The following is an 18754-nucleotide window of genomic DNA, read 5'->3' as shown; positions in this document are numbered from 1 at the left end:
AAGCCTCCAGACTGGGTTCGTTCACTGATTCGTATCCGCTGCCCAAATAACGGGCGTATTACAGTATCTTACCGGCGCCATGCGGCTTTGCAGCCCCCAGTTCACACGACGCGAAAATGGCTGGTGACAGCAGAATACGGTTTATTGCGGGGGCGATTTGGGCGTAAGAGTGGCAATTCGCAAGGTCTATGTTGCACTGCACACAAAACGAGTCCGCCCAGCACATCCTCACCTATGCCCAGCGCCTGCAGGGCGGCGGGGTGGAACGGGCGATGCTGCGCATGGCCGCCGGCTGGTTGCGTGAAGGGCGCCGGGTAACGCTGGTTCTGGGCAGCCGAGAAGGGCCGCTCGCATCAGAAATACCTAATGGAATCAATCTGATGGAGCTGAACGATGCCCGCTATTCGGCGCTGCTCGGCCTGGCATCGCATGTGCGCGATGTTCGCCCTGATCTGATCTTCTGCGCGGGCAATCATTACAGCGGCATCGCCGCCGCCACGCGGCTGCGGCTCGGCCGGCGCAGCCCGCCGATCGTCGCCAAGGTTTCCAACGCGCTGGTCCGCCCCGAGCTCTCGCCGGGCGCCGCGTGGCGCTATCGCCGCTGGCTGCGGCTGCATCCGCGCTTCCTCGACCATGTCGTCGCGATGACGCCGGCAATGGCCGCCGAAGCGGTCGCCGAGATGCGCATGCCGCCGGACCGCGTGAGCGTGATCGCCAATCCGCCCGCCTCGGTCATCGCGGAGGCGGCGCCGGTGGCACTCCCCGACGGGCGCTATCTGATCGGCGTCGGCCGGCTCGAGCCGCAGAAGCGCTGGGACCGGCTGCTCGCCGCCCTGCCCCGCCTCGCCGACCGGCAGGTGAAGCTGCTGATCCTCGGCGAAGGCAGCGCCCGGGCGCAGCTGGAAGCGCGGGTCGCGGCGCTGGGGCTGAGCGACCGCGTGACGATGCCCGGCCATGCCGGCGATCCCCTGCCCGCGCTCAGGGGCGCGGCAGTCGCGGTGCTGACCTCCGACTATGAAGGCGTGCCCGGCGTGCTGCGCGAGGCGCTGTCGGTGGGAACGCCGGTCGTCTCGACCGAATCGAGCGTCGCGGTGCGCGAGATCGTCCATTCACCCGATCTTGGGACGGTGATCGACCGCGAGGACGCCGACGGACTAGTCGCAGCGCTGAACCATTGGCTGGCGCCAGATGCGGTGCGGCCTGCGCCGGTCACGGTCAGCGGCGACCCGATCGCCGAATATCTCGCGCTGTTCGACCGGGTCGTCAGTCAGCGGACCAGATAGCCATCACCGCAGCCGCAGCCGCGCACCAAGCCACAAGGTCCGCGGCAACGCCCGTTCGACCACACCCGGGCCGCTGATCCCCGCCTGCACCTCGGCATCGAAGATATTCTCCGCCCGCGCCTGCAGCGCCAGGCCGCGCGTGATCGGCAGCGCGGCGGTGGCGTCGAGGGTGAAGGCGCCTTTCAGCACCCGCGCGTTCTGGTCGTCCTCGAACTGCGGCCCGGCATAGCGCGCAGTGAGCGAGGCGCCGGCATCGCCATGCGTCCAGCCAAGCGTGGCGCTAGCCTGGTGGCGCGCGGTCTGGGCGGGACGCAGCCCGTCGAGCCCGGCGGACGCGCCCGAGGCGGAGACGCGCGAATCGATGAAGGCATAGGAGGCACCGAGGCTGAACGCGCCCGCCACCCAGCGCCCGTCCAGCTCGACGCCCTTCGCCGTCACCCCATCGAGATTCTGCCGCTGGCGATAGAAGCCCGCTGCCGAGACAAAGCCCACGCCCGGGAACGTCCCCGGCCCCTGCGCCAGGGTGACATTGGCGATCGCGCCGTCCAGCCGGTTCCAATAGCCGGTCGCGCGGAAGGTAAGCGACGGCGCAGGCCGCCAGTCCGCGCCGATCTCGGCGCCGGTCAGCCGTTCGGGATCGAGCGCGGCATTGGCGGCGGTCGCGTCGGCGCCGGCGCGGAAGGGCCGATAGAGCTCGTTGAGCGTCGGCAACCGCCAGCCGCGATAGGCGGCGGCGCGCAGCGTCACCTGCCCGAGCCGATAGGCGGCCCCGGCGCGGCCGGTCGCCTCCGTGCCGCCGCGGTCCGGGAAGCGGCTGTCGGTGAGCACCGGTCCCAGGGCGAGCGAGGTCTCCCGCAACGATCCGTTGGAGATGCTCCAATGATCGAGCCGCCCGCCCAGGCTGAGCGTCAGCGGCCCGCTCTCATAGCTGGCATCGGCAAAGCCGCCGACCGTCAGGCTCTCGCCCCCAGCGACACGACGCCGCGTCGGCAAGCCGGCGACATAGGTGAACAGCTCCTCGGTCCGCCCCGAGACGCGGCGCAGGTCACTGCCAAGCCGGAGCGTCACCCCGCCGCCAATGGGTGGCGCGACTTCGATGCGTGCGCCGATCCCGGTGGCGGGCACGGCATATTGATCGAGCGTGGCGGTCGCCGCACTGCGCGTGTCGTTGACGCTGGCAAAGCCCGAGGCGAAACCACGAGTCTGGAGATAGGCGAGCGCCGACCAGCCCCAGCGGCCGCGCCCGACGAGGCGCAGGCTGGCATCGGCGCCTTCGCTCTTCACCTTGGTGAAATCGACGCCGCGGTCGCGATGATCGGTGAAGGCGGAGAGATTGGCCTGGAGCTCGACAGCACCGCCGAGATCGGTGACGGCGCGGACCGCGACCGCCGCCTGCTCATAGGGTGCGGGGCGATCGGCGGGCCCGCGATCCGCCTCGACGATCGGGGTGAAGCCGTCGCCCCGCGCATATTGGCCGGCAAGCGTGACGAAGCCGCGGCCGAGCCTCGCCGCGCCGACGCCCGACAGGTCTACGCTGTCGCGGCTGCCATAGAGCGCGTCGAGCGCCAGCGCCCCGAGCTGCGCAGGGCCGCCGCTCTCCAGCTCGATCGTGCCGGCAAGCGCGCCCGGCCCGGCATAGCCGCTGCCGCCGCCGCGGACGATTCGGGCTCCGGCGAGCCGATTTGGCAGATAGGCGGGAAAGGCGACCCAGCCGCCGAACGGGTCGGCCTGGGGCACGCCGTCGAGCAGCACCAGCGCGCGGCTGGAGGCGTTGCCGCCGAGCCCGCGCAAGGTGATCCCCTGCGAGGTCGGATGCGCCGAGCGCGAATCGGAACGGCGGAACTGGGCGAGGCCGGCGGCGTCGCGCAGCGCATCCTCCAGCCGACCGCTGGCGGTGCCGGCGATCCGGTCGCGGTCGATCGTCACCACGTCATAGGCGGCTTCGCCCGGCGGCGCCTCGAGCCCGCGGCCGTTGACCACGATCTCGTCCGGGTCCTGCTCCTGCGCGAAGGCCGGGAGCGGGAAGAAGGCAATGGCAGCCAAGAACATAAAGCCCCTCCCCTTCAGGGGACGGGTTGGGGTGGGGCCTGTACGCGAGCGAGGTTCTCGGTGAGACACATTCCCCACCCCAAACCCCTCCCCTGAAGGGGAGGGGCTTAGAAGAGGGAGCCTCACTTGGGCGCCACGGCGTCGGGATGCGCCGCCGCGAAGGCAGGCAGCGCGGTGGCGGCCGCATCGATCGCGACGAGCCTGGGAAACTCGTTTAGCGGCATCTCGAAGCGACGGGCATTGTACATCTGCGGCACCAGGAAGAGATCGGCGATGCCGGGCGCGTCGCCGCCAAGGAACGGGCCGTCCCCGGCCATCGCCTCCAGCGCGGCAAAGCCCTCGGCGATCCAGTGGCGTGTCCAGTCGTTCCGGCCCGCCTCGTCGATCCCCATGTCTTTGAGCCGCCGCATCACCCGCAGATTGTTGAGCGGATGGATATCGGCTCCCACGACCAGCGCGCGCGCCATCGCCGCGGCGCGGGCATCGGGATCGGTGGGGATCAGCCGCGGCTCCGGATAGCGCGAATCGAGCCATTCGATGATCGCCAGGCTCTGGGTGATCACCTTGCCATCCGCCTCCAGCGCCGGCACCAGCCCCTGCGGATTGCGGGCGAGATGCTCGGGGCTGCACTGCTGGTTCTCGAGCAGCATCACGTCGTGCTGCTTGTACGTCAGCCCCTTGAGGTTCAGCGCGATGCGGACGCGATAGGCGGCCGAGGAACGGAAATAATCATAGAGGATCATGCCGCGCCCGCCGGCGGCTCGAGCGGGGTCGGCGCGTCCTCGGCATAGCCCCTGCGCAGCCGCACCCGCCATTTGAGCCGCGGGCCATGCTCGTCGGCGGCACGGGCGGCGCGCTCCGCCTCGCTCTCCAGCGCAACCTTGATCATCGCGACGATCGGATCGGCCAGCGCCAGGCCGAGCACGCCGAACAGCGTGCTGGCGAGGATCTGCGAGGACAAAGTGAGCGCCGGCGGCATGTCGACCGTGTGCCGGGCGACCAGCGGCAGCACGACATAGCCGTCGAAATTCTGCACGCCGAAATAGATGATGATCGCCCAGATGCCCGTCTCGGTGCCGGCGCTGAAGCCGACCGAGACCATCATCACGCCCGAGACGAAGGCGCCGATATTGGGGATGAAGGCGAGCACGCCGGTGATGATCCCGAGCAGCAGCGCCATCGGTACCCCGACGAGCCAGAGGAAGAAGGCCGTGACCACGCCTTCGAACAACATGCCGAGCAGCCGGCCGGCGAGCAGGCGGCGCATCGTCGTCGCCATGCGGCTGATCATGACGGCGAACTGGTCGCGCGCGTCCATCGGCACCATCCATTGCAGGCCGCGCTCATAGATGCGCGGCTCGAGCGCCACGAACAGGCCGATGATGAAGATCATCAGCAGCGACGAGACCGCGCCGAACACCGAACCGACCGCCGAGGTCAGCTTGCCGACGCTGCCCAGCGCCTGCTGGACCAGCCCGGTCAGGTCCGAGCGGCCGGGCATCAGCCCGAGGTCGGAGACCCATTGCGCGACCTTGTTGGCCTGCACCTCCAGCGTGGTGCGCAGTTGCTCGGCCTGGGCGGAGATCTGCACGCCGGTCAGGTAGAAGATGCCGCCGAAGAAGGCGATCATCAGCAGGATGACGATCACGATGCGCAGCGAGCGCGGGATCGGCAGCACGCGGCCGAGCAGCCGGGCGCCGCCATCGAGCATCGAGGCGAAGACCAGCCCGCCGAAGATGATCAGGATCGGCTGGACCAGCAGCACGAACAGCGCGACCGCGATGGCCAGCCCGAACCAGACGCTCGCTTTCTTGAGCTCGGCGCGAACCACCGGATCGCGGAGCTCGTTCGGCCCCGGCTCCTGGACGACATGGACGTTCTGCGAGGCGAGCGGATCGCTCATCAGTGGTTATCCCGTTGCGGATGGAGCGAAGTACCGGCGCGGCCGGGGCGGAAGGACTTGGGCCAGGTCAGCGGGTTCCAGCTGGCGCTGCCGTCGAGGCTGAAGGTGATGAACTCGGCGCGGCCGCCGATATTCTCCCAGGGCACCGGCCCGCCCAGCCCGTTCTGGCTGAGCGGGAAGCGGCTGTCGGCCGAATTGTCGCGATTGTCGCCCATCAGGAACACCTTGCCTTTGGGCACGCGGATCTCGGGATAATTGTCGCCGCGACCGGGGCGGAAGCCGAGGTCTACCGTGTCGTAGGACCGGCCATTGGGCAAGGTCTCGCGGAAGATCGGCAGGCGGCAATAGGCCCTGCCGTCGCGGGTTACCCGAAAGCCGGGATATTGCTCCTCGTCGCAGCGGGTATTGGGATCGACCGGGATGTAGCGGTCGCCCATCGCCCGGCGCGGGACCGCCTTGCCGTTCAGATAGACGATGCCGCCGCGCACGCCGATCGTGTCGCCGGGCAGGCCGATCACCCGCTTGATATAGTCGGTGTTGGTGCCCGGCGGGGTGACGATCACCACGTCGCCGCGCTCGGGCAGCCGGCCCAGGATGCGCCCCGGCATGAAGGGCAGCACATGGAAGGTCGGGGTGACCCAGCTATAGCCATAGGGATATTTGGTCACGACCAGCCGGTCGCCGACGAGCAGCCCGGGGAGCATCGATTCGCTGGGGATGAAGAAGGGCTTGGCGATCAGGCTGTGGAAGCCGAGCACGGCGAGCACCAGCCACAGGATGCCGCGCGCCTCCGCCCACCAGTCGGTGTGCGGTCGGGCTTCGGCCTCCTCCTCATACGCCTGGTGACTCAACGCGAGCTCGTCCGCCCCCATCAACCTTCCTTCACCGCCTCGATCATCACCATGGCGAACGCCCAGGGATGATCGTCCGTCAGCGTCAGATGCACTTTGGCGACGTGACCCGCGGGGGTGATGGCGTCAAGCCTCGCCCTCGCACCTCCGGTCAATGCCAGCGTGGGGGCGCCGGAAGGTGCGTTGACGACGCCGATGTCCTTCATGAACACGCCGCGCTTGAACCCGGTTCCCACGGCCTTGGAGAAGGCCTCCTTGGCGGCGAAGCGCTTGGCCAGCGTCGCGGCATAGTTGTGCGGGCGGGTCTTGGCCTTGGCGATCTCGAGGTCGGTGAAGCTGCGTTGCTCGAAGCGCGTGCCGAAACGGTCCAGCGACTTCTGGATCCGCTCGATGTTGCAGAGGTCGGAGCCGAGGCCAATGATCATCTAGGGTCCCGTCCAGATAAGGGTGCCAACACTCGCCGGAGCAACCAGCAGCATCAGGAACAGCCACCACCAGATGCCATTCCCGCGCGCATGGCTGATCCAGGCCGCGGCATAGAGAAATATCGCCGGGCCAAGAATAATCCCGCCGCGCATCAGCGTATGCAGGATCATGCCGGCTTCCGGGTCCGGTATCTTGCCATAGAGGATTCCGACCGGAACCAGCGCGATCCGAATTGCAAGCAGCAACGGCAGAAACGACACCAGCACAAGCCCCAGGCGTGCACGCGGCAGAGTCGTCACCGTGCCTCGTCCATCAGCGCACGCATGTGGCGGATCACCGGGGCGAGTCCGTCGAAGATCGCCTCGCCGATCAGGAAATGGCCGATGTTGAGCTCCATGATCTGCGAGATCGCCGCGATCGGAATCACATTGTCGAAGGTCAGGCCGTGGCCGGCATGCGGCTCGATCCCTTCCTTGGCGGCAAGCGCCGCAGCATCGGCGATCCGGCGCAGCTCGGCGGCGCGGTCGGTCTCGGCCAGTTCGCAATAGCGGCCGGTGTGGAACTCGACGACCGGCGCGCCCAGGCGGAGCGCCGCGTCGATCTGGCGTTCGTCCGGCTCGATGAACAGCGAGACGCGGCTGCCATTGTCGCGCAGCTTCGCGACCATCGGCGCCAGGTGATCGAAATGCCCGGCGACATCCAGCCCGCCCTCGGTCGTCCGCTCCTCGCGCTTCTCGGGGACGATGCACACGGCGTGCGGGCGGTGGCGCAGCGCGATCGCCAGCATCTCCTGCGTCGCCGCCATCTCGAGGTTGAGCGGGACGGTCAGCTCGGCGGAGAGCCGGGCGATGTCGTCGTCGGTGATGTGGCGGCGATCCTCGCGCAGGTGCGCGGTGATGCCGTCGGCGCCGGCCTCGGCCGCGAGCAGCGCCGCGCGCACCGGATCGGGATAGCCCGAGCCGCGCGCGTTGCGCACGGTGGCGACGTGATCGATGTTGACCCCCAGGCGAAGCTTGTCGGTCACCTCTGGCGCCTCCCTATGCCGTGGTCGCCCGGCTGCCCGGCTTGATCGCGGGGATCGCCGCCAGCTCGGGGGGCAGCTGGTCCGCCGGATAGGCCGGCACGTCCATCTTGAGCAGCGAGACCAAAGGCACGCCGACGTCCGCGCTGCCGTTCGAACGATCGACGATGCAGGCGGCGCCGAGCAGCTTGCCCGGGTGCTTGCGGATCGCCGCGATGCACTCGCGCGACGAAAGTCCGGTGGTGACGATGTCCTCGACCATCACGATCCGTGCCCCTTCGGGGATCTCGAAGCCGCGGCGCAGCTGGAACTCGCCCTCCTCGCGCTCGACGAACACTGCCTTGCAGCCGAGCGCCCGCGCCGTCTCATAGCCCGGGATGATTCCGCCGATCGCCGGCGAGACGACCATGTCGACTTCGCCAAACGACTCGCGAATCAAGTTTCCTAGTGCACTGCACACACGCTCGGTTCGGGCAGGGTCCTCGAAAATACGCATCTTTTGCAGGAAGATGGGAGAACGAAGGCCCGAAGAGAGGATAAAATGGCCTTCGAGCAACGCACCTGCAGCACGAAACTCATCCAGAACTGCGTTGCCTTCCAATGCTCGCTCCAATCATCGCGGGGACTGTCGATTTCCCTTAGGACCACCTCCCATCCACCGCAACGGGCGATCAAAAAGGGTTGAGAATGGATGCACGGCTCGTATACCCCGGTTGCACTGGGGGTAATCCTTTCCCAGCCCGGGGCTCTTGCGGAACAGGGTGAAGATAGACGATGCGCATGCTTGGGTTGACTTCGATCCTCCTGGCGGCGGGGATGGCGTTCGCCACGCCCGCTTCGGCCCAGGAGCCTGTTGCTAACACCGCGGCACCGGTCGCGAACAGCGCGGCACCTGCCGCAGCCGCCACGCCGGCGGTCGCCGATCCCACGCTCGATGCTTCGGGCAAGCCGCTGACCAAGGCGGCTCCGGGCATCGGCCAGCCGGTCGCCGAGGGGATCGCGCTCCAGCCGCAGGTCACCAAGATCGGCGAGGAAGCGCACGACTTCCACAACCATATCCTGGTGCCGCTGATCACGATCATCTCGATCTTCGTGCTGGCGCTGCTGCTGTGGGTGATCTTCCGCTATCGCCGCGCCGCCAATCCGACGCCGTCCAAGACCGCGCACAACACCGTGATCGAGATCATCTGGACGCTGGTGCCGGTGCTGATCCTGATCGCGATCGCGGTCCCCTCGATCCGCCTGCTCGCCGCGCAGTTCAAGCCCGCACCCAAGGATGCCATCACGCTCAAGGCGATCGGCAACCAGTGGTTCTGGAGCTATGAATATCCGGACAATGGCGGCATCCAGCTGACCGCCAACATGCTCAAGGAGCAGGGCCAGGTCCCGGCCGGCCAGCGATACCGCACCGATGCCGACGGCCCGCGCCTGCTCGCGACCGACCAGCGCGTCGTACTGCCGGTCGGCGTGCCGATCCGCCTGATCACCACCGCGCAGGACGTGATCCACAGCTGGGCGGTCCCCGCCTTCTGGATCAAGCTCGACGCGGTGCCCGGCAAGCTCAACGAGACCAGCTTCATCATCGAGAAGCCCGGCCTCTATTTCGGCCAGTGCTCGGAGCTGTGCGGCGCCCGCCACGCCTATATGCCGATCGCGGTCGAGGCCGTTTCGCCGGCCGAGTTCGCCCAGTGGGTGAAGTCGAAGGGCGGCACCATGCCGGCCGAGGTCGCCGCGGCCGCGGCTGCCGAGGCTGCGCAGAACGCCGCCGCGCCGGCCGCTGCGAACGCCGCCGAGACCAACGCCGCCGCCGAACCGGCCGCCACCAACGAGACCGCGCCGGCCGCAAACGCCGCCGCCGGCAACACCACGGGCAACTGAGACCATGACCGATATCGCCCTTCACGCGCATGACGATCATGCGCATGTCCACCACGATGCCGATCACAAGCCGGGCTTCTTCGCCCGCTGGTTCATGTCGACGAACCACAAGGACATCGGCACGCTCTACCTGATCTTCGCGATCGTCGCGGGCATCATCGGCGGCTCGATCTCGGGCCTGATGCGCGCCGAGCTGATGCATCCGGGCATCCAGTATCTGCCGACCTGGCTCGGCATGCTGCACGGCGAGGCCAAGTTCGACGACGCGATGCACTTCTGGAACGTGCTGATCACCGCGCACGGCCTGATCATGGTGTTCTTCATGGTCATGCCGGCGATGATCGGCGGCTTCGGCAACTGGTTCGTGCCGATCATGATCGGCGCGCCGGACATGGCGTTCCCGCGCATGAACAACATCTCGTTCTGGCTGCTGATCCCGGCCTTCCTGCTGCTCCTCGCTTCGCCGTTCGTCGGCATCGGCGCGGGCACCGGCTGGACGGTCTATGCCCCGCTCTCCACCTATGGCGAGCCCGGGCCGTCGGTCGACATGGCTATCCTGTCGCTCCACCTTGCCGGCGCCAGCTCGATCCTGGGCGCGATCAACTTCATCACCACCATCTTCAACATGCGCGCGCCGGGCATGACCCTGCACAAGATGCCGCTGTTCGTGTGGTCGGTGCTGATCACCGCCTTCCTGCTGCTGCTGGCGCTGCCGGTGCTCGCCGCGGCGATCACCATGCTGCTGACCGACCGCAACTTCGGTACCGCCTTCTACGATCCGCAGTACGGCGGCGACCCGATCCTCTACCAGCACCTGTTCTGGTTCTTCGGCCACCCCGAAGTGTACATCATGATCCTGCCGGGCTTCGGCATCGTCAGCCAGATCATCGCCACCTTCAGCCGCAAGCCGGTGTTCGGCTATCTCGGCATGGCCTATGCCATGGTCGCGATCGGCCTGGTCGGCTTCGTCGTGTGGGCGCACCACATGTTCACCACCGGCATGTCGGTCACCGTGAAGATGTACTTCACCGCCGCCACCATGGTGATCGCGGTGCCGACCGGCGTGAAGATCTTCTCGTGGATCGCCACCATGTGGGGCGGCTCGATCAGCTTCAAGACCCCGATGGTCTGGTCGATCGGCTTCATCTTCATGTTCACCGTCGGCGGCGTGACCGGCGTCGTGCTCGCCAATGGCGGCGTCGACGACTATATGCAGGACACCTACTACGTCGTCGCACACTTCCACTATGTGCTGTCGCTCGGCGCGGTGTTCTCGCTGTTCGCAGGCTTCTACTACTGGTTCCCGAAGATGTCGGGCCGGATGTACAACGAGCTGCTCGGCCAGCTGCACTTCTGGATCTTCTTCATCGGCGTGAACGTGATGTTCTTCCCGATGCACTTCCTGGGCCTGCAGGGCATGCCGCGCCGCTATCCGGACTATCCGGACGCCTATGCCCATTGGAACTATGTCGCCACGATCGGCTACATGATCATGGCCGCGTCGATGATCCTCTTCTTCGTCAACGTCATCATCTCGCTGCTCGCCGGCCGCAAGGCCGAGGGCAATCCGTGGGGCGAAGGCGCGACGACGCTCGAATGGACGCTGTCGAGCCCGCCGCCGTTCCATCAGTTCGAGACGCTGCCGGTGATCGAGGATCACGGCCACCATTGAGCCGGGCCGAAAGGCTGAGACACGAAGCGCCCCGGAAGGAAACTTCCGGGGCGTTTTTCTTGGGGCAAGTGCGTCGATTGCTGCCCGGGATCGAGAGCGATATGCTCGCCACATGATGCGCTGGCTGCCCCTTGTCGCGCTTTTGACGCTGAGCTCCCCGGCGGTATCGCAGGGCGACACTCGCTTCGATGCGGCGGGAAGGGTCCCCAAATGGCGATTGACGATCGCGCAGGGCCGCTTCGAGCTGCGCCAGCTTGGGCCGTTGAAGACCCGGGACGGGGGCGCGATCGACACGGTCGAGCGCGCGCCCGGCAAGGTGCGAATCAACGCGACGATCGTGTACGACCAGCTCGTCCCCCTGGGCGGCAGGGCGCGAAACGGCCAGCCGCTCATGTTCGTCGAATCGCAGGAGGAGCCGCTGTCGATCGAGGTGGTGGAGGCGCCGTGCCAGGACGACCGGCGCCGTACTTATCCCACCCAGGTCACCGCGAAGCTCGGCTCGGGCGAGCCTTGGCAAGGCTGCGGGGACTCGCTCGCGGTGCTCGAGGCGGGGCTGGCCAAGACGCCCTGATCGGCACATGCCGGGCTGGTCGATTCGTCCACTTTGCTACCGGCCGCGGGCTGGCCTATAGCTCCTGCACGACCATGAGCACTTCCGCAGCAACCGTTTCGCTTCCCGCCGACTGGCGTGATTTCCTCGCGCTGACCAAGCCGCGGGTGATGACGCTTGTCGTCTTCACCGGCCTGTGCGGCATGCTCGCCGCCCCGGTGCCGATCCACCCGATCCTCGGCTTCACCGCGATCCTGTGCATCGCGCTGGGCGCCGGCGCGGCGGGAGCACTCAACCAATGGTACGAGGCCGATCTCGACGCCAAGATGAAGCGCACCGCCAAGCGGCCGCTGCCGGCCGGGCGGATGGACCGTCAGTCGGCGCTGCACTTCGGCGTGGGCCTGGCGGGCTTCAGCCTCGCCCTGATGTATTTCGCGATCAACCTGGCGGCAACGCTGATCCTCGCCGCCTCGATCCTGTTCTACGTCTTCGTCTACACGATCTGGCTCAAGCGCCGGACGCCGCAGAACATCGTGATCGGCGGCGCGGCCGGCGCCTTCCCGCCGATGATCGGCTGGGCGGCGGCGACCGGCGACGTCAGCACCATGCCGGTGCTGCTGTTCGCGCTGATCTTCCTGTGGACGCCGCCGCATTTCTGGGCGCTCGCGCTGTTCGTGAAGACCGACTACGCCAATGCCGGCGTGCCGATGCTGCCGGTGGTCGCGGGCGAGCGCACCACCCGCATCCAGATCGGGCTCTACACCATCCCGATGATCCTGTGCGCCGCCGCGCCCTGGCCGCTCGGCTATACCGGCGCGATCTACGGCATCACCGCCGCGGTGATGTCCGGCCTGTTCCTCGCCATGGCGGTGCAGGTGGCGATCCGCCGCTCCGAGCCCGACGACGCGATGGTCCCTGAGAAGCGGCTGTTCAAATTCTCGATCCTCTATCTGTTCATTGTTTTCGGCGCGCTCGTCGTCGACAGGTGGTTCGCATGACCGATGATCTGATCAAGACCCCGCCCACGCCGATCGACGAGGCGGAGGCGGTCCGCGCCCGCCAGCGCAGCCGCGCCGTGGTGATGGCGGTGCTGCTCGGGCTGTTCGTGGTGCTCGTCTTCGCCATCTCGATCGTGAAGATCCAGCTCGGCCACGGCGGATGATCCGGATCAGCCGCAACCTGCGCGTCGCGATCCTCGCCGGCATCGGCGTGTGCTCGATGACCGGGCTCGGCTTCGCGGCGGTGCCACTCTACCGGATGTTCTGCGAGGCGACCGGCCTCAACGGCACGACGCAAAAAGGCCTGCGCGCGCCCGGCAGCGTCGGCCAGAAGATCACCATCGCCTTCGACAGCAACGTCGCCAAGGGCATTCCCTGGAAGTTCCAGCCCGAGCGCCGATCGGACACGATCGACATCGGCGGGCGCGACATGGCGTTCTTCACCGCCACCAATACGTCCAACCACGAAGTGACCGGCACGGCGACGTTCAACGTCACCCCGGTGTTCGTCGGCAAGTATTTCACCAAGATCCAGTGCTTCTGCTTCACCCAGCAGACGCTGAAGCCCGGCGAGACGGTGCGCATGCCGGTGATCTTCTATGTCGATCCCAAGATCCTCGACGATCCGGATGCGCGCGACGTGCAGGAGATCACGCTCTCCTACACCTTCTTCCCCGCCGATTCGCAGGCGATGAAGGACGCCGCCGCCAAGGCGCACTGAGCGAAACCGCAACGCGCGCGAGGATTGTTGCGGGATGCGATTTCGCGCCCTAAGCTCCCGCGCAAAAGCATTAGGACAGGGAAGATCGATGGCCGGGGCTAAGAATCACCAGTACCATATCCTTCCACCCAGCATCTGGCCGCTTTTCGGGTCATTTGCCGCGTTCGTGCTCGCGGTGGGCGGCATCATGGTGATGCACAAATATCCGAGCGCCTATCTGGTCTTCTTCTCCGGGCTGACGCTGGTGGCGATCACCATGTTCGGCTGGTGGAGCAAGGTGATCCAGGAAGCGCATGCCGGCGATCACACCCCGATCGTCCAGCTCCATTTGCGCTACGGCATGATCCTGTTCATCGCCTCCGAGGTGATGTTCTTCGTCGGCTGGTTCTGGGCCTGGTTCGACTTCTCGCTCTTCCCCTCGCATGTCGAGGCGGTGGGTGGCCAGTGGCCGCCCAAGGGCATGGAAGTGCTCGACGCCTGGAAGTTCCCGCTGCTCAACACGCTAATCCTGCTCTGCTCGGGCTGCACCGTGACTTGGGCGCACCATGGCCTGATCCACAATGAGCGCGGCGGCGAGAAGAGGGGCCTGTGGGGCCTGCTCGGCGTCGGCGAGAATGACAGCGTGCTGAAGGGCCTGTGGCTCACCGTGATCCTGGGCCTGAGCTTCAGCTGCCTCCAGGCCTATGAATATGCCGAGGCGCCCTTCCCGTTCCAGGCTGCGGCCGAGCATGGCTCGAGCTATGGCGGCGCCTTCTTCATGGCGACCGGCTTCCACGGCTTCCACGTGATCGTCGGCACGATCTTCCTGATCGTGAACCTGGTCCGCGCCTATAAGGGCGATTTCACCCCGAAGCAGCATTTCGGCTTCGAGGCGGCGGCCTGGTACTGGCACTTCGTCGACGTGGTGTGGCTGTTCCTCTTCGCCTCCATCTATGTCTGGGGCGGCTGGGGCGCGCCGGTCCACGCCGGCTGAGCGTGACCGACGCCGATAGCGATTCTCTCGGGGGAGGCGGCCCAGTGTCGCCTCCCCCGATCCTTTCGGGGACTAGGGGCGCCTGCCCGCGCTGTGCCGCGCCGACGCTGTTCCGCAGCTTCACCGGCTTCGCCGACCGATGCAGCGGCTGCGGGCTCGACTTCACTCGCTTCAACGTCGGCGACGGGCCGGTGGTGTTCCTCACCCTCGGCATCGGCGCACTGGTCACCGGGCTCGCGCTCTGGGTCGAGTTCACCTTCCAGCCGGGCGTGCTGATCCATGCGCTGCTCTGGATCCCGGTCACCGCCGCGCTGGTGATCCTCGCGCTGCGCTTCTCCAAGGGCCTGCTGCTCGCACTCGAATATCGCAACCGTGCGGGCGAAGGGCGCGTTCGGAGCGAATGATGCCGCGCTTTCCGCTGATCCCGACGATCCTCGTCGCCCTTGCCGTCGCCACGATGCTCGGCCTGGGCGTCTGGCAGATCGAGCGCCGCAGCGAGAAGCTGGCCGCGCTCCAGCAATATGCCGCCAATTTCGGCAAGCCCGAAATGGCCTTTCCGCGCCTGCCGGTCGGCGACCAGTATCTGTTCCGCCGCGCCACCGCCTATTGCCTCCAGGTGGTCGGCTGGCAGAGCCAGGGTGGCCGCTCGATCAAGGGCAGCAACGGCTATCGCCACCTCGCCCGGTGCCGCACCGGCGCGGAAGGTGCGGTGCTGCTGGTCGACATGGGGGTCGCGCTCGATCCCAAGTTTCAGCCGGTCTGGAAGGGCGGCAAGGTGACCGGCACGATCACCCACGCCCCGGATCACCGCCCGCTGCTCGCCGGCCTGTTCGACAGCGAGCCCAAGCATCTGATGCTGATCTCGGAGAGCGCCGCGCCTGGCCTGGAGCCGACCGCCAGGCCGGACCTGTCGAGCGTGCCGAACAACCACCTCGCCTATGCAGTGCAGTGGTTCCTGTTCGCGCTGGTGGCGTCGGTGATCTACCTGCTGGCGCTGAAGTGGCGGCAGAAGCCCAAATCATAATCGTCATCCCCGCACAGGCGGGGATCCAGGGTTACTGAAGACGTCGCTCTGCCGCTCTGGATCCCCGCCTGCGCGGGGATGACGGGAGGGGTACGGTGAGCCGCCTAAACATAGCCTATCTTGTACCCCTCCCCGCTCCCCGCTAGGCCCCGCGCTCATGCAATATCAGAGCACCCGTGGCAGCGCGCCGCTGCTTGGCTTCCGTGACGTGACCCTTGCCGGCCTGGCGAGCGACGGCGGACTCTATGTCCCCACCCAGTGGCCGAGCTTCAGCCACGCGGACATCGAGAGCCTTAAGGGCCTCTCCTATGTCGAGACCGCCGTCCGCGTGATGGCGCCCTTCACCGCCGGGGACCTGAGCGAGGATGAGCTGCGCGCGCTGTGCGAGCAGGCCTATGGCCGCTTCTCGCAGGCCGCGGTGACCCCGCTGGTCCAGCTCGACCACAAGCATTTCCTGCTCGAGCTGTTCCACGGGCCTACGCTCGCCTTCAAGGACGTCGCGCTCCAGCTGCTCGGCCTGCTCTTCGAGAAGTTCCTGACCGGCAGCAGCGAGCCGCTGACCATCGTCGGCGCGACCTCGGGCGACACCGGCAGCGCCGCGATCGACGCGGTCGCCGGCCGGCACGGCGTCGACATCTTCATGCTGCACCCCAGGGGCCGCGTGTCCGACGTGCAGCGCCGCCAGATGACCACGGTGCTCGCGCCCAACGTCCACAACATCGCGATCGAAGGCAGCTTCGACGATGCCCAGGCGATGGTGAAGGCGCTGTTCAACGACCGCGACTTCACCGGCCGTTTCCGGCTCTCCGCGGTCAACTCGATCAACTGGGCCCGTCTGATGGCGCAGGTGGTCTATTATTTCTACGCCGCGGTCCGCCTCGGCGCGCCGGCGCAGAAGGTCGCCTTCGCAGTGCCCACCGGCAATTTCGGCGACGTCTTCGCCGGCTATGTCGCGGCCCGCATGGGCCTGCCCGTCGAGCGGCTGGTCGTCGCCACCAACGTCAACGACATCCTCCACCGCGCGCTGGCCAATGGCGATTATTCGGCCGGCACCGTCACGCCGACCGCGGCGCCGAGCATGGACATCCAGGTCAGCTCGAACTTCGAGCGGCTGCTGTTCGATCTCGCCGGTGCCAGCGTCGCCGATCAGATGGCCGGCTTCGAATCGAGCAAGGCGATGCGCCTCACCAACGCGCAGCAGCAGGGCGCGGCGAAGATCTTCGCGAGCGACCGGATCACGCCCGAGGAGATGAGCGAGACGATGCGCTGGGCCTCGGCCGAGGCCGCGCAGGTGATCGACCCGCACAGCGCGATCGGCCTCGCCGCCGCGCGCCGGGCGGACATCCCCGCCGACGTCCCCGTCGTCACCCTGGCGACCGCACACCCCGCCAAGTTCGCCGACGCGGTCGAGCGCGCCACCGGCATGCGGCCGGGCCTGCCGGCGCGGGTGGGCGATCTGTTCGACCGACAGGAGCGCTACGAAGTACTGCCGGGCACGCTCGACGCGGTGCGCGACTACATCACCGGCATCGCCAAGCCGCGCACCTAACCTAGAATCGTCATCCCGGCGAAAGCCGGGATCTCATGCGGCTCCTGCCCCGCGCCTTCGCCTGAGATCCCGGCTTTCGCCGGGATGACGAGAGAGGCTTGGATAGCTAAAGACCCCCCATGGACCTCATCACTCTCACCGGCGAGCCCTGGGCCGATTACGGGCTGGTCGACAGCGGCCATGGCCGCAAGCTCGAGCGCTACGGCAAATACCGCTTCATCCGCCCCGAGCCCCAGGCGATGTGGGCGCCCGCGTCCGACAATTGGGACGCGCATGGCGAGTTCGTCCCCGGCGCCGACGAGGATGGCGGCGGTCGCTGGAACTTCACCAAGCCGGTACCCAGTGAAGGCTGGCCGCTGCGCTGGGAGGAAGTGCGCTTCACCGCGCAGAACACCCCCTTCCGCCACCTCGCCTTCTTCCCGGACATGTCCCCGGTCTGGCACTGGATGCGGAGCCAGATCGAGGGAATGGACGCGCCCGAGTTCATGAACCTGTTCGGGTACACGGGGGTCGGCAGCCTGGCGATGGCGGCCAAGGGCGCCAAGGTCACCCATGTCGATGCCTCGAAAAAGTCGGTGGCCGAGGGCAAGGCCAATGCCGCGCTGTCGGGCATGGAGGACCTCCCCATCCGCTGGATGATCGACGACGCCGCCAAGTTCACCGCGCGCGAAGTGCGGCGCGGGCGGCGCTATGACGGGATCATCCTCGATCCGCCGAAATGGGGCCGCGGCCCGAACGGCGAAGTGTGGAAGCTCGAGGAAGGCCTGCCCGGCCTGATCGCCGACACGACCAAGCTGCTCGACGCGAACTCCCGCTTCCTGTTCCTCACCGTCTACGCCGTGCGCATGTCGGCGCTGGCGATCGGCGAGCTGCTGCGCCAACATGTCTCGCATCTGCCCGGCAAGGTCGAGTGCGGCGAGCTGGCGGTGCGCGAGGAAGCGCGCGGGCTCGAACTGCCGACCGCGATCTTCGCGCGCTGGAGCCGCGGCTGATGGGCCTCTCGGTATTCCTCGCCACCGCGGTGGCCGACACCGTCGAGGGCCGCCGCCCGGGCGGGCGCCACGCCATGCTGATCTATGTCTCGGCCGACAGCTTCGAGGAAGCCCAGGCCAAGGCCGCCGGCGTCGCGCTCGGCACCGGCTGGATGCTGGTGCGGCTGGAAAAGGGCATGGAAGTCGCCGATCCGACGGCGACCGACGACCCGGTGCTGCGCGCCGCCGCTGCGGATGCGCTGGCCGAAGGCTCGGCGATGGTCGTCTATGGCGACGAGCTGCCGCCCGAGGCTTGAGGTTCAGCCGCGGCGGTGGATCGCCACCACCTCCGGAGTCTGCGCGTCGAGGAACATATAGGCCCGGCCCAGCAGCGCCTGTTTGCCGAAATCGTCGAACTTGTTCGGTCCGAGCGGGGTGATGAGCACTTCGTCGGTGGTCAGGCCCTGGAGATGCTTCGCCTCGATCTCCGGCCAATGCGCCTTGGCCACATCGCTGAGCACGACGTTGCCGGTGTCATGCCCGTAGCGGACCAGGATGTTGCCGTCGTCCATCGGTAGCGGGTTCATGTCGGGGTGGGCGCCGTACACGCCCGCCAGAGCGGTGTACGCCGCGGTACGCGCAGCCTCGTCGGACAGACCGTCCGCAAGGATCGCGAAGGTACCGTGACGGAACAACGCGAAATCGCGCTTGCCGTTGAGATAATAGCGCACGCGACCGGCGACACGGTCGAGTGGCGTGGCGAAGGGCGGATGCCAGTCGGGGACCGGCGGAAAGCGCGGCTTTTCCTGCGGCTGCCCCCTGGCTCCCGCCGTACCGAACAGCGCACCAAGCCCGGCGAGAAACGCACGCCGCATCATCCCACTC

At 67.4% G+C, this 18754-nt stretch carries 22 protein-coding genes; 13 read left to right on the top strand and 9 right to left on the bottom strand.

Translation table 11 applies throughout. From position 1 onward, the window contains the following. The first annotated feature begins 188 nt into the window (after window positions 1-188). Complete coding sequence (locus ACEN8G_RS21485) at window positions 189-1283, top strand: glycosyltransferase (protein ID WP_413415708.1); 1095 nt, start codon at window positions 189-191, stop codon at window positions 1281-1283. Window positions 1284-1286: 3 nt separating this feature from the next. Here the strand turns inward: ACEN8G_RS21485 and ACEN8G_RS21480 are convergent, their stop codons facing one another. From ACEN8G_RS21480 to pyrE, 8 genes are all read right to left on the bottom strand, one after another. After that, window positions 1287-3332 (bottom strand): TonB-dependent receptor, encoded by a 2046-nt coding sequence (locus ACEN8G_RS21480; protein ID WP_413415710.1) that lies wholly within the window; start codon window positions 3330-3332, stop codon window positions 1287-1289. Between the two features lie 122 nt (window positions 3333-3454). Then, window positions 3455-4075 (bottom strand): maleylacetoacetate isomerase, encoded by a 621-nt coding sequence (gene maiA, locus ACEN8G_RS21475; RefSeq protein ID WP_413415711.1) that lies wholly within the window; start codon window positions 4073-4075, stop codon window positions 3455-3457. Further along, the gene (locus tag ACEN8G_RS21470; protein WP_413415712.1) at window positions 4072-5235 is read right to left on the bottom strand and encodes an AI-2E family transporter; all 1164 of its coding nucleotides are present in this window, start codon (window positions 5233-5235) and stop codon (window positions 4072-4074) included. Before ACEN8G_RS21470 ends, maiA begins: the two co-directional genes overlap by 4 nt. After that, complete coding sequence (gene lepB, locus ACEN8G_RS21465) at window positions 5235-6107, bottom strand: signal peptidase I (protein ID WP_413415713.1); 873 nt, start codon at window positions 6105-6107, stop codon at window positions 5235-5237. The genes ACEN8G_RS21470 and lepB overlap by 1 nt, the downstream gene beginning before the upstream one ends. Continuing rightward, window positions 6107-6511 (bottom strand): holo-ACP synthase, encoded by a 405-nt coding sequence (acpS, locus tag ACEN8G_RS21460; RefSeq protein WP_413415714.1) that lies wholly within the window; start codon window positions 6509-6511, stop codon window positions 6107-6109. Before acpS ends, lepB begins: the two co-directional genes overlap by 1 nt. Further along, window positions 6512-6811 (bottom strand): hypothetical protein, encoded by a 300-nt coding sequence (locus ACEN8G_RS21455; RefSeq protein WP_413415715.1) that lies wholly within the window; start codon window positions 6809-6811, stop codon window positions 6512-6514. After that, a complete protein-coding gene (locus ACEN8G_RS21450) occupies window positions 6808-7536 on the bottom strand; it encodes a pyridoxine 5'-phosphate synthase (protein ID WP_413415716.1) in 729 nt (242 codons plus the stop codon). The genes ACEN8G_RS21455 and ACEN8G_RS21450 overlap by 4 nt, the downstream gene beginning before the upstream one ends. A gap of 13 nt (window positions 7537-7549) precedes the next feature. Further along, window positions 7550-8134, bottom strand: coding sequence for an orotate phosphoribosyltransferase (gene pyrE, locus ACEN8G_RS21445; RefSeq protein ID WP_413415717.1), 585 nt, complete (start codon window positions 8132-8134; stop codon window positions 7550-7552). Window positions 8135-8313: 179 nt separating this feature from the next. Between pyrE and coxB the strand changes: the two genes are divergently transcribed. The 12 genes from coxB to ACEN8G_RS21385 all read left to right on the top strand — a co-directional run bounded on the left by coxB (window position 8314) and on the right by ACEN8G_RS21385 (window position 18186). Beyond that, window positions 8314-9411 carry a cytochrome c oxidase subunit II gene (gene coxB, locus ACEN8G_RS21440; protein WP_413415718.1) on the top strand — a complete coding sequence of 366 codons (1098 nt, stop codon included), beginning with the start codon at window positions 8314-8316 and terminating at the stop codon, window positions 9409-9411. 4 nt (window positions 9412-9415) lie between these two features. Then, on the top strand, window positions 9416-11083 hold the full coding sequence (gene ctaD, locus ACEN8G_RS21435) for a cytochrome c oxidase subunit I (protein WP_413415719.1): 1668 nt from the start codon (window positions 9416-9418) through the stop codon (window positions 11081-11083). 112 nt (window positions 11084-11195) lie between these two features. Further along, a complete protein-coding gene (locus ACEN8G_RS21430) occupies window positions 11196-11654 on the top strand; it encodes a hypothetical protein (RefSeq protein ID WP_413415720.1) in 459 nt (152 codons plus the stop codon). A gap of 74 nt (window positions 11655-11728) precedes the next feature. Further along, the gene (locus ACEN8G_RS21425; RefSeq protein ID WP_413415721.1) at window positions 11729-12631 is read left to right on the top strand and encodes a heme o synthase; all 903 of its coding nucleotides are present in this window, start codon (window positions 11729-11731) and stop codon (window positions 12629-12631) included. Beyond that, window positions 12628-12795, top strand: coding sequence for a hypothetical protein (locus ACEN8G_RS21420; protein WP_413415722.1), 168 nt, complete (start codon window positions 12628-12630; stop codon window positions 12793-12795). Before ACEN8G_RS21425 ends, ACEN8G_RS21420 begins: the two co-directional genes overlap by 4 nt. Further along, window positions 12792-13352: a cytochrome c oxidase assembly protein gene (locus ACEN8G_RS21415; RefSeq protein ID WP_413415723.1), complete on the top strand. Its 561-nt coding sequence runs from the start codon at window positions 12792-12794 to the stop codon at window positions 13350-13352. The genes ACEN8G_RS21420 and ACEN8G_RS21415 overlap by 4 nt, the downstream gene beginning before the upstream one ends. Window positions 13353-13440: 88 nt before the next feature. Then, window positions 13441-14325 carry a cytochrome c oxidase subunit 3 gene (locus ACEN8G_RS21410; protein WP_413415724.1) on the top strand — a complete coding sequence of 295 codons (885 nt, stop codon included), beginning with the start codon at window positions 13441-13443 and terminating at the stop codon, window positions 14323-14325. 44 nt (window positions 14326-14369) lie between these two features. Beyond that, window positions 14370-14729, top strand: a complete 360-nt coding sequence (locus ACEN8G_RS21405; RefSeq protein ID WP_413415725.1) for a DUF983 domain-containing protein — start codon at window positions 14370-14372, stop codon at window positions 14727-14729. Continuing rightward, window positions 14729-15349 (top strand): SURF1 family protein, encoded by a 621-nt coding sequence (locus ACEN8G_RS21400; RefSeq protein WP_413415727.1) that lies wholly within the window; start codon window positions 14729-14731, stop codon window positions 15347-15349. The genes ACEN8G_RS21405 and ACEN8G_RS21400 overlap by 1 nt, the downstream gene beginning before the upstream one ends. A gap of 157 nt (window positions 15350-15506) precedes the next feature. Then, a complete protein-coding gene (thrC, locus tag ACEN8G_RS21395) occupies window positions 15507-16898 on the top strand; it encodes a threonine synthase (RefSeq protein ID WP_413415726.1) in 1392 nt (463 codons plus the stop codon). Window positions 16899-17017: 119 nt separating this feature from the next. Then, a complete protein-coding gene (locus ACEN8G_RS21390) occupies window positions 17018-17890 on the top strand; it encodes a class I SAM-dependent methyltransferase (RefSeq protein ID WP_413417653.1) in 873 nt (290 codons plus the stop codon). Beyond that, a complete protein-coding gene (locus ACEN8G_RS21385) occupies window positions 17890-18186 on the top strand; it encodes a hypothetical protein (RefSeq protein ID WP_413417655.1) in 297 nt (98 codons plus the stop codon). Before ACEN8G_RS21390 ends, ACEN8G_RS21385 begins: the two co-directional genes overlap by 1 nt. Window positions 18187-18189: 3 nt before the next feature. Here ACEN8G_RS21385 and ACEN8G_RS21380 read toward each other — a convergent pair whose 3' ends face one another. Beyond that, window positions 18190-18744, bottom strand: coding sequence for a hypothetical protein (locus ACEN8G_RS21380; RefSeq protein ID WP_413417657.1), 555 nt, complete (start codon window positions 18742-18744; stop codon window positions 18190-18192). Window positions 18745-18754: the final 10 nt, after the last annotated feature.

Source organism: Sphingomonas sp. Sphisp66, assembly GCF_047324325.1.
GTDB lineage: Bacteria > Pseudomonadota > Alphaproteobacteria > Sphingomonadales > Sphingomonadaceae > Sphingomonas.
This window is presented reverse-complemented; position numbering and strand designations above follow the sequence as displayed.

Coding starts and splice junctions, on each gene's coding strand:
- ACEN8G_RS21480 (WP_413415710.1), bottom strand. CDS start 3,332: ATGTTCTTGGCTGCCATTGCCTTCTTCCCGCTCCCGGCCTTCGCGCAG.
- lepB (WP_413415713.1), bottom strand. CDS start 6,107: ATGGGGGCGGACGAGCTCGCGTTGAGTCACCAGGCGTATGAGGAGGAG.
- ctaD (WP_413415719.1), top strand. CDS start 9,416: ATGACCGATATCGCCCTTCACGCGCATGACGATCATGCGCATGTCCAC.
- maiA (WP_413415711.1), bottom strand. CDS start 4,075: ATGATCCTCTATGATTATTTCCGTTCCTCGGCCGCCTATCGCGTCCGC.
- ACEN8G_RS21410 (WP_413415724.1), top strand. CDS start 13,441: ATGGCCGGGGCTAAGAATCACCAGTACCATATCCTTCCACCCAGCATC.
- ACEN8G_RS21425 (WP_413415721.1), top strand. CDS start 11,729: ATGAGCACTTCCGCAGCAACCGTTTCGCTTCCCGCCGACTGGCGTGAT.
- acpS (WP_413415714.1), bottom strand. CDS start 6,511: ATGATCATTGGCCTCGGCTCCGACCTCTGCAACATCGAGCGGATCCAG.
- ACEN8G_RS21400 (WP_413415727.1), top strand. CDS start 14,729: ATGCCGCGCTTTCCGCTGATCCCGACGATCCTCGTCGCCCTTGCCGTC.
- ACEN8G_RS21415 (WP_413415723.1), top strand. CDS start 12,792: ATGATCCGGATCAGCCGCAACCTGCGCGTCGCGATCCTCGCCGGCATC.
- coxB (WP_413415718.1), top strand. CDS start 8,314: ATGCTTGGGTTGACTTCGATCCTCCTGGCGGCGGGGATGGCGTTCGCC.
- ACEN8G_RS21385 (WP_413417655.1), top strand. CDS start 17,890: ATGGGCCTCTCGGTATTCCTCGCCACCGCGGTGGCCGACACCGTCGAG.
- ACEN8G_RS21380 (WP_413417657.1), bottom strand. CDS start 18,744: ATGCGGCGTGCGTTTCTCGCCGGGCTTGGTGCGCTGTTCGGTACGGCG.
- thrC (WP_413415726.1), top strand. CDS start 15,507: ATGCAATATCAGAGCACCCGTGGCAGCGCGCCGCTGCTTGGCTTCCGT.
- ACEN8G_RS21485 (WP_413415708.1), top strand. CDS start 189: ATGTTGCACTGCACACAAAACGAGTCCGCCCAGCACATCCTCACCTAT.
- ACEN8G_RS21430 (WP_413415720.1), top strand. CDS start 11,196: ATGATGCGCTGGCTGCCCCTTGTCGCGCTTTTGACGCTGAGCTCCCCG.
- ACEN8G_RS21390 (WP_413417653.1), top strand. CDS start 17,018: ATGGACCTCATCACTCTCACCGGCGAGCCCTGGGCCGATTACGGGCTG.
- ACEN8G_RS21470 (WP_413415712.1), bottom strand. CDS start 5,235: ATGAGCGATCCGCTCGCCTCGCAGAACGTCCATGTCGTCCAGGAGCCG.
- ACEN8G_RS21420 (WP_413415722.1), top strand. CDS start 12,628: ATGACCGATGATCTGATCAAGACCCCGCCCACGCCGATCGACGAGGCG.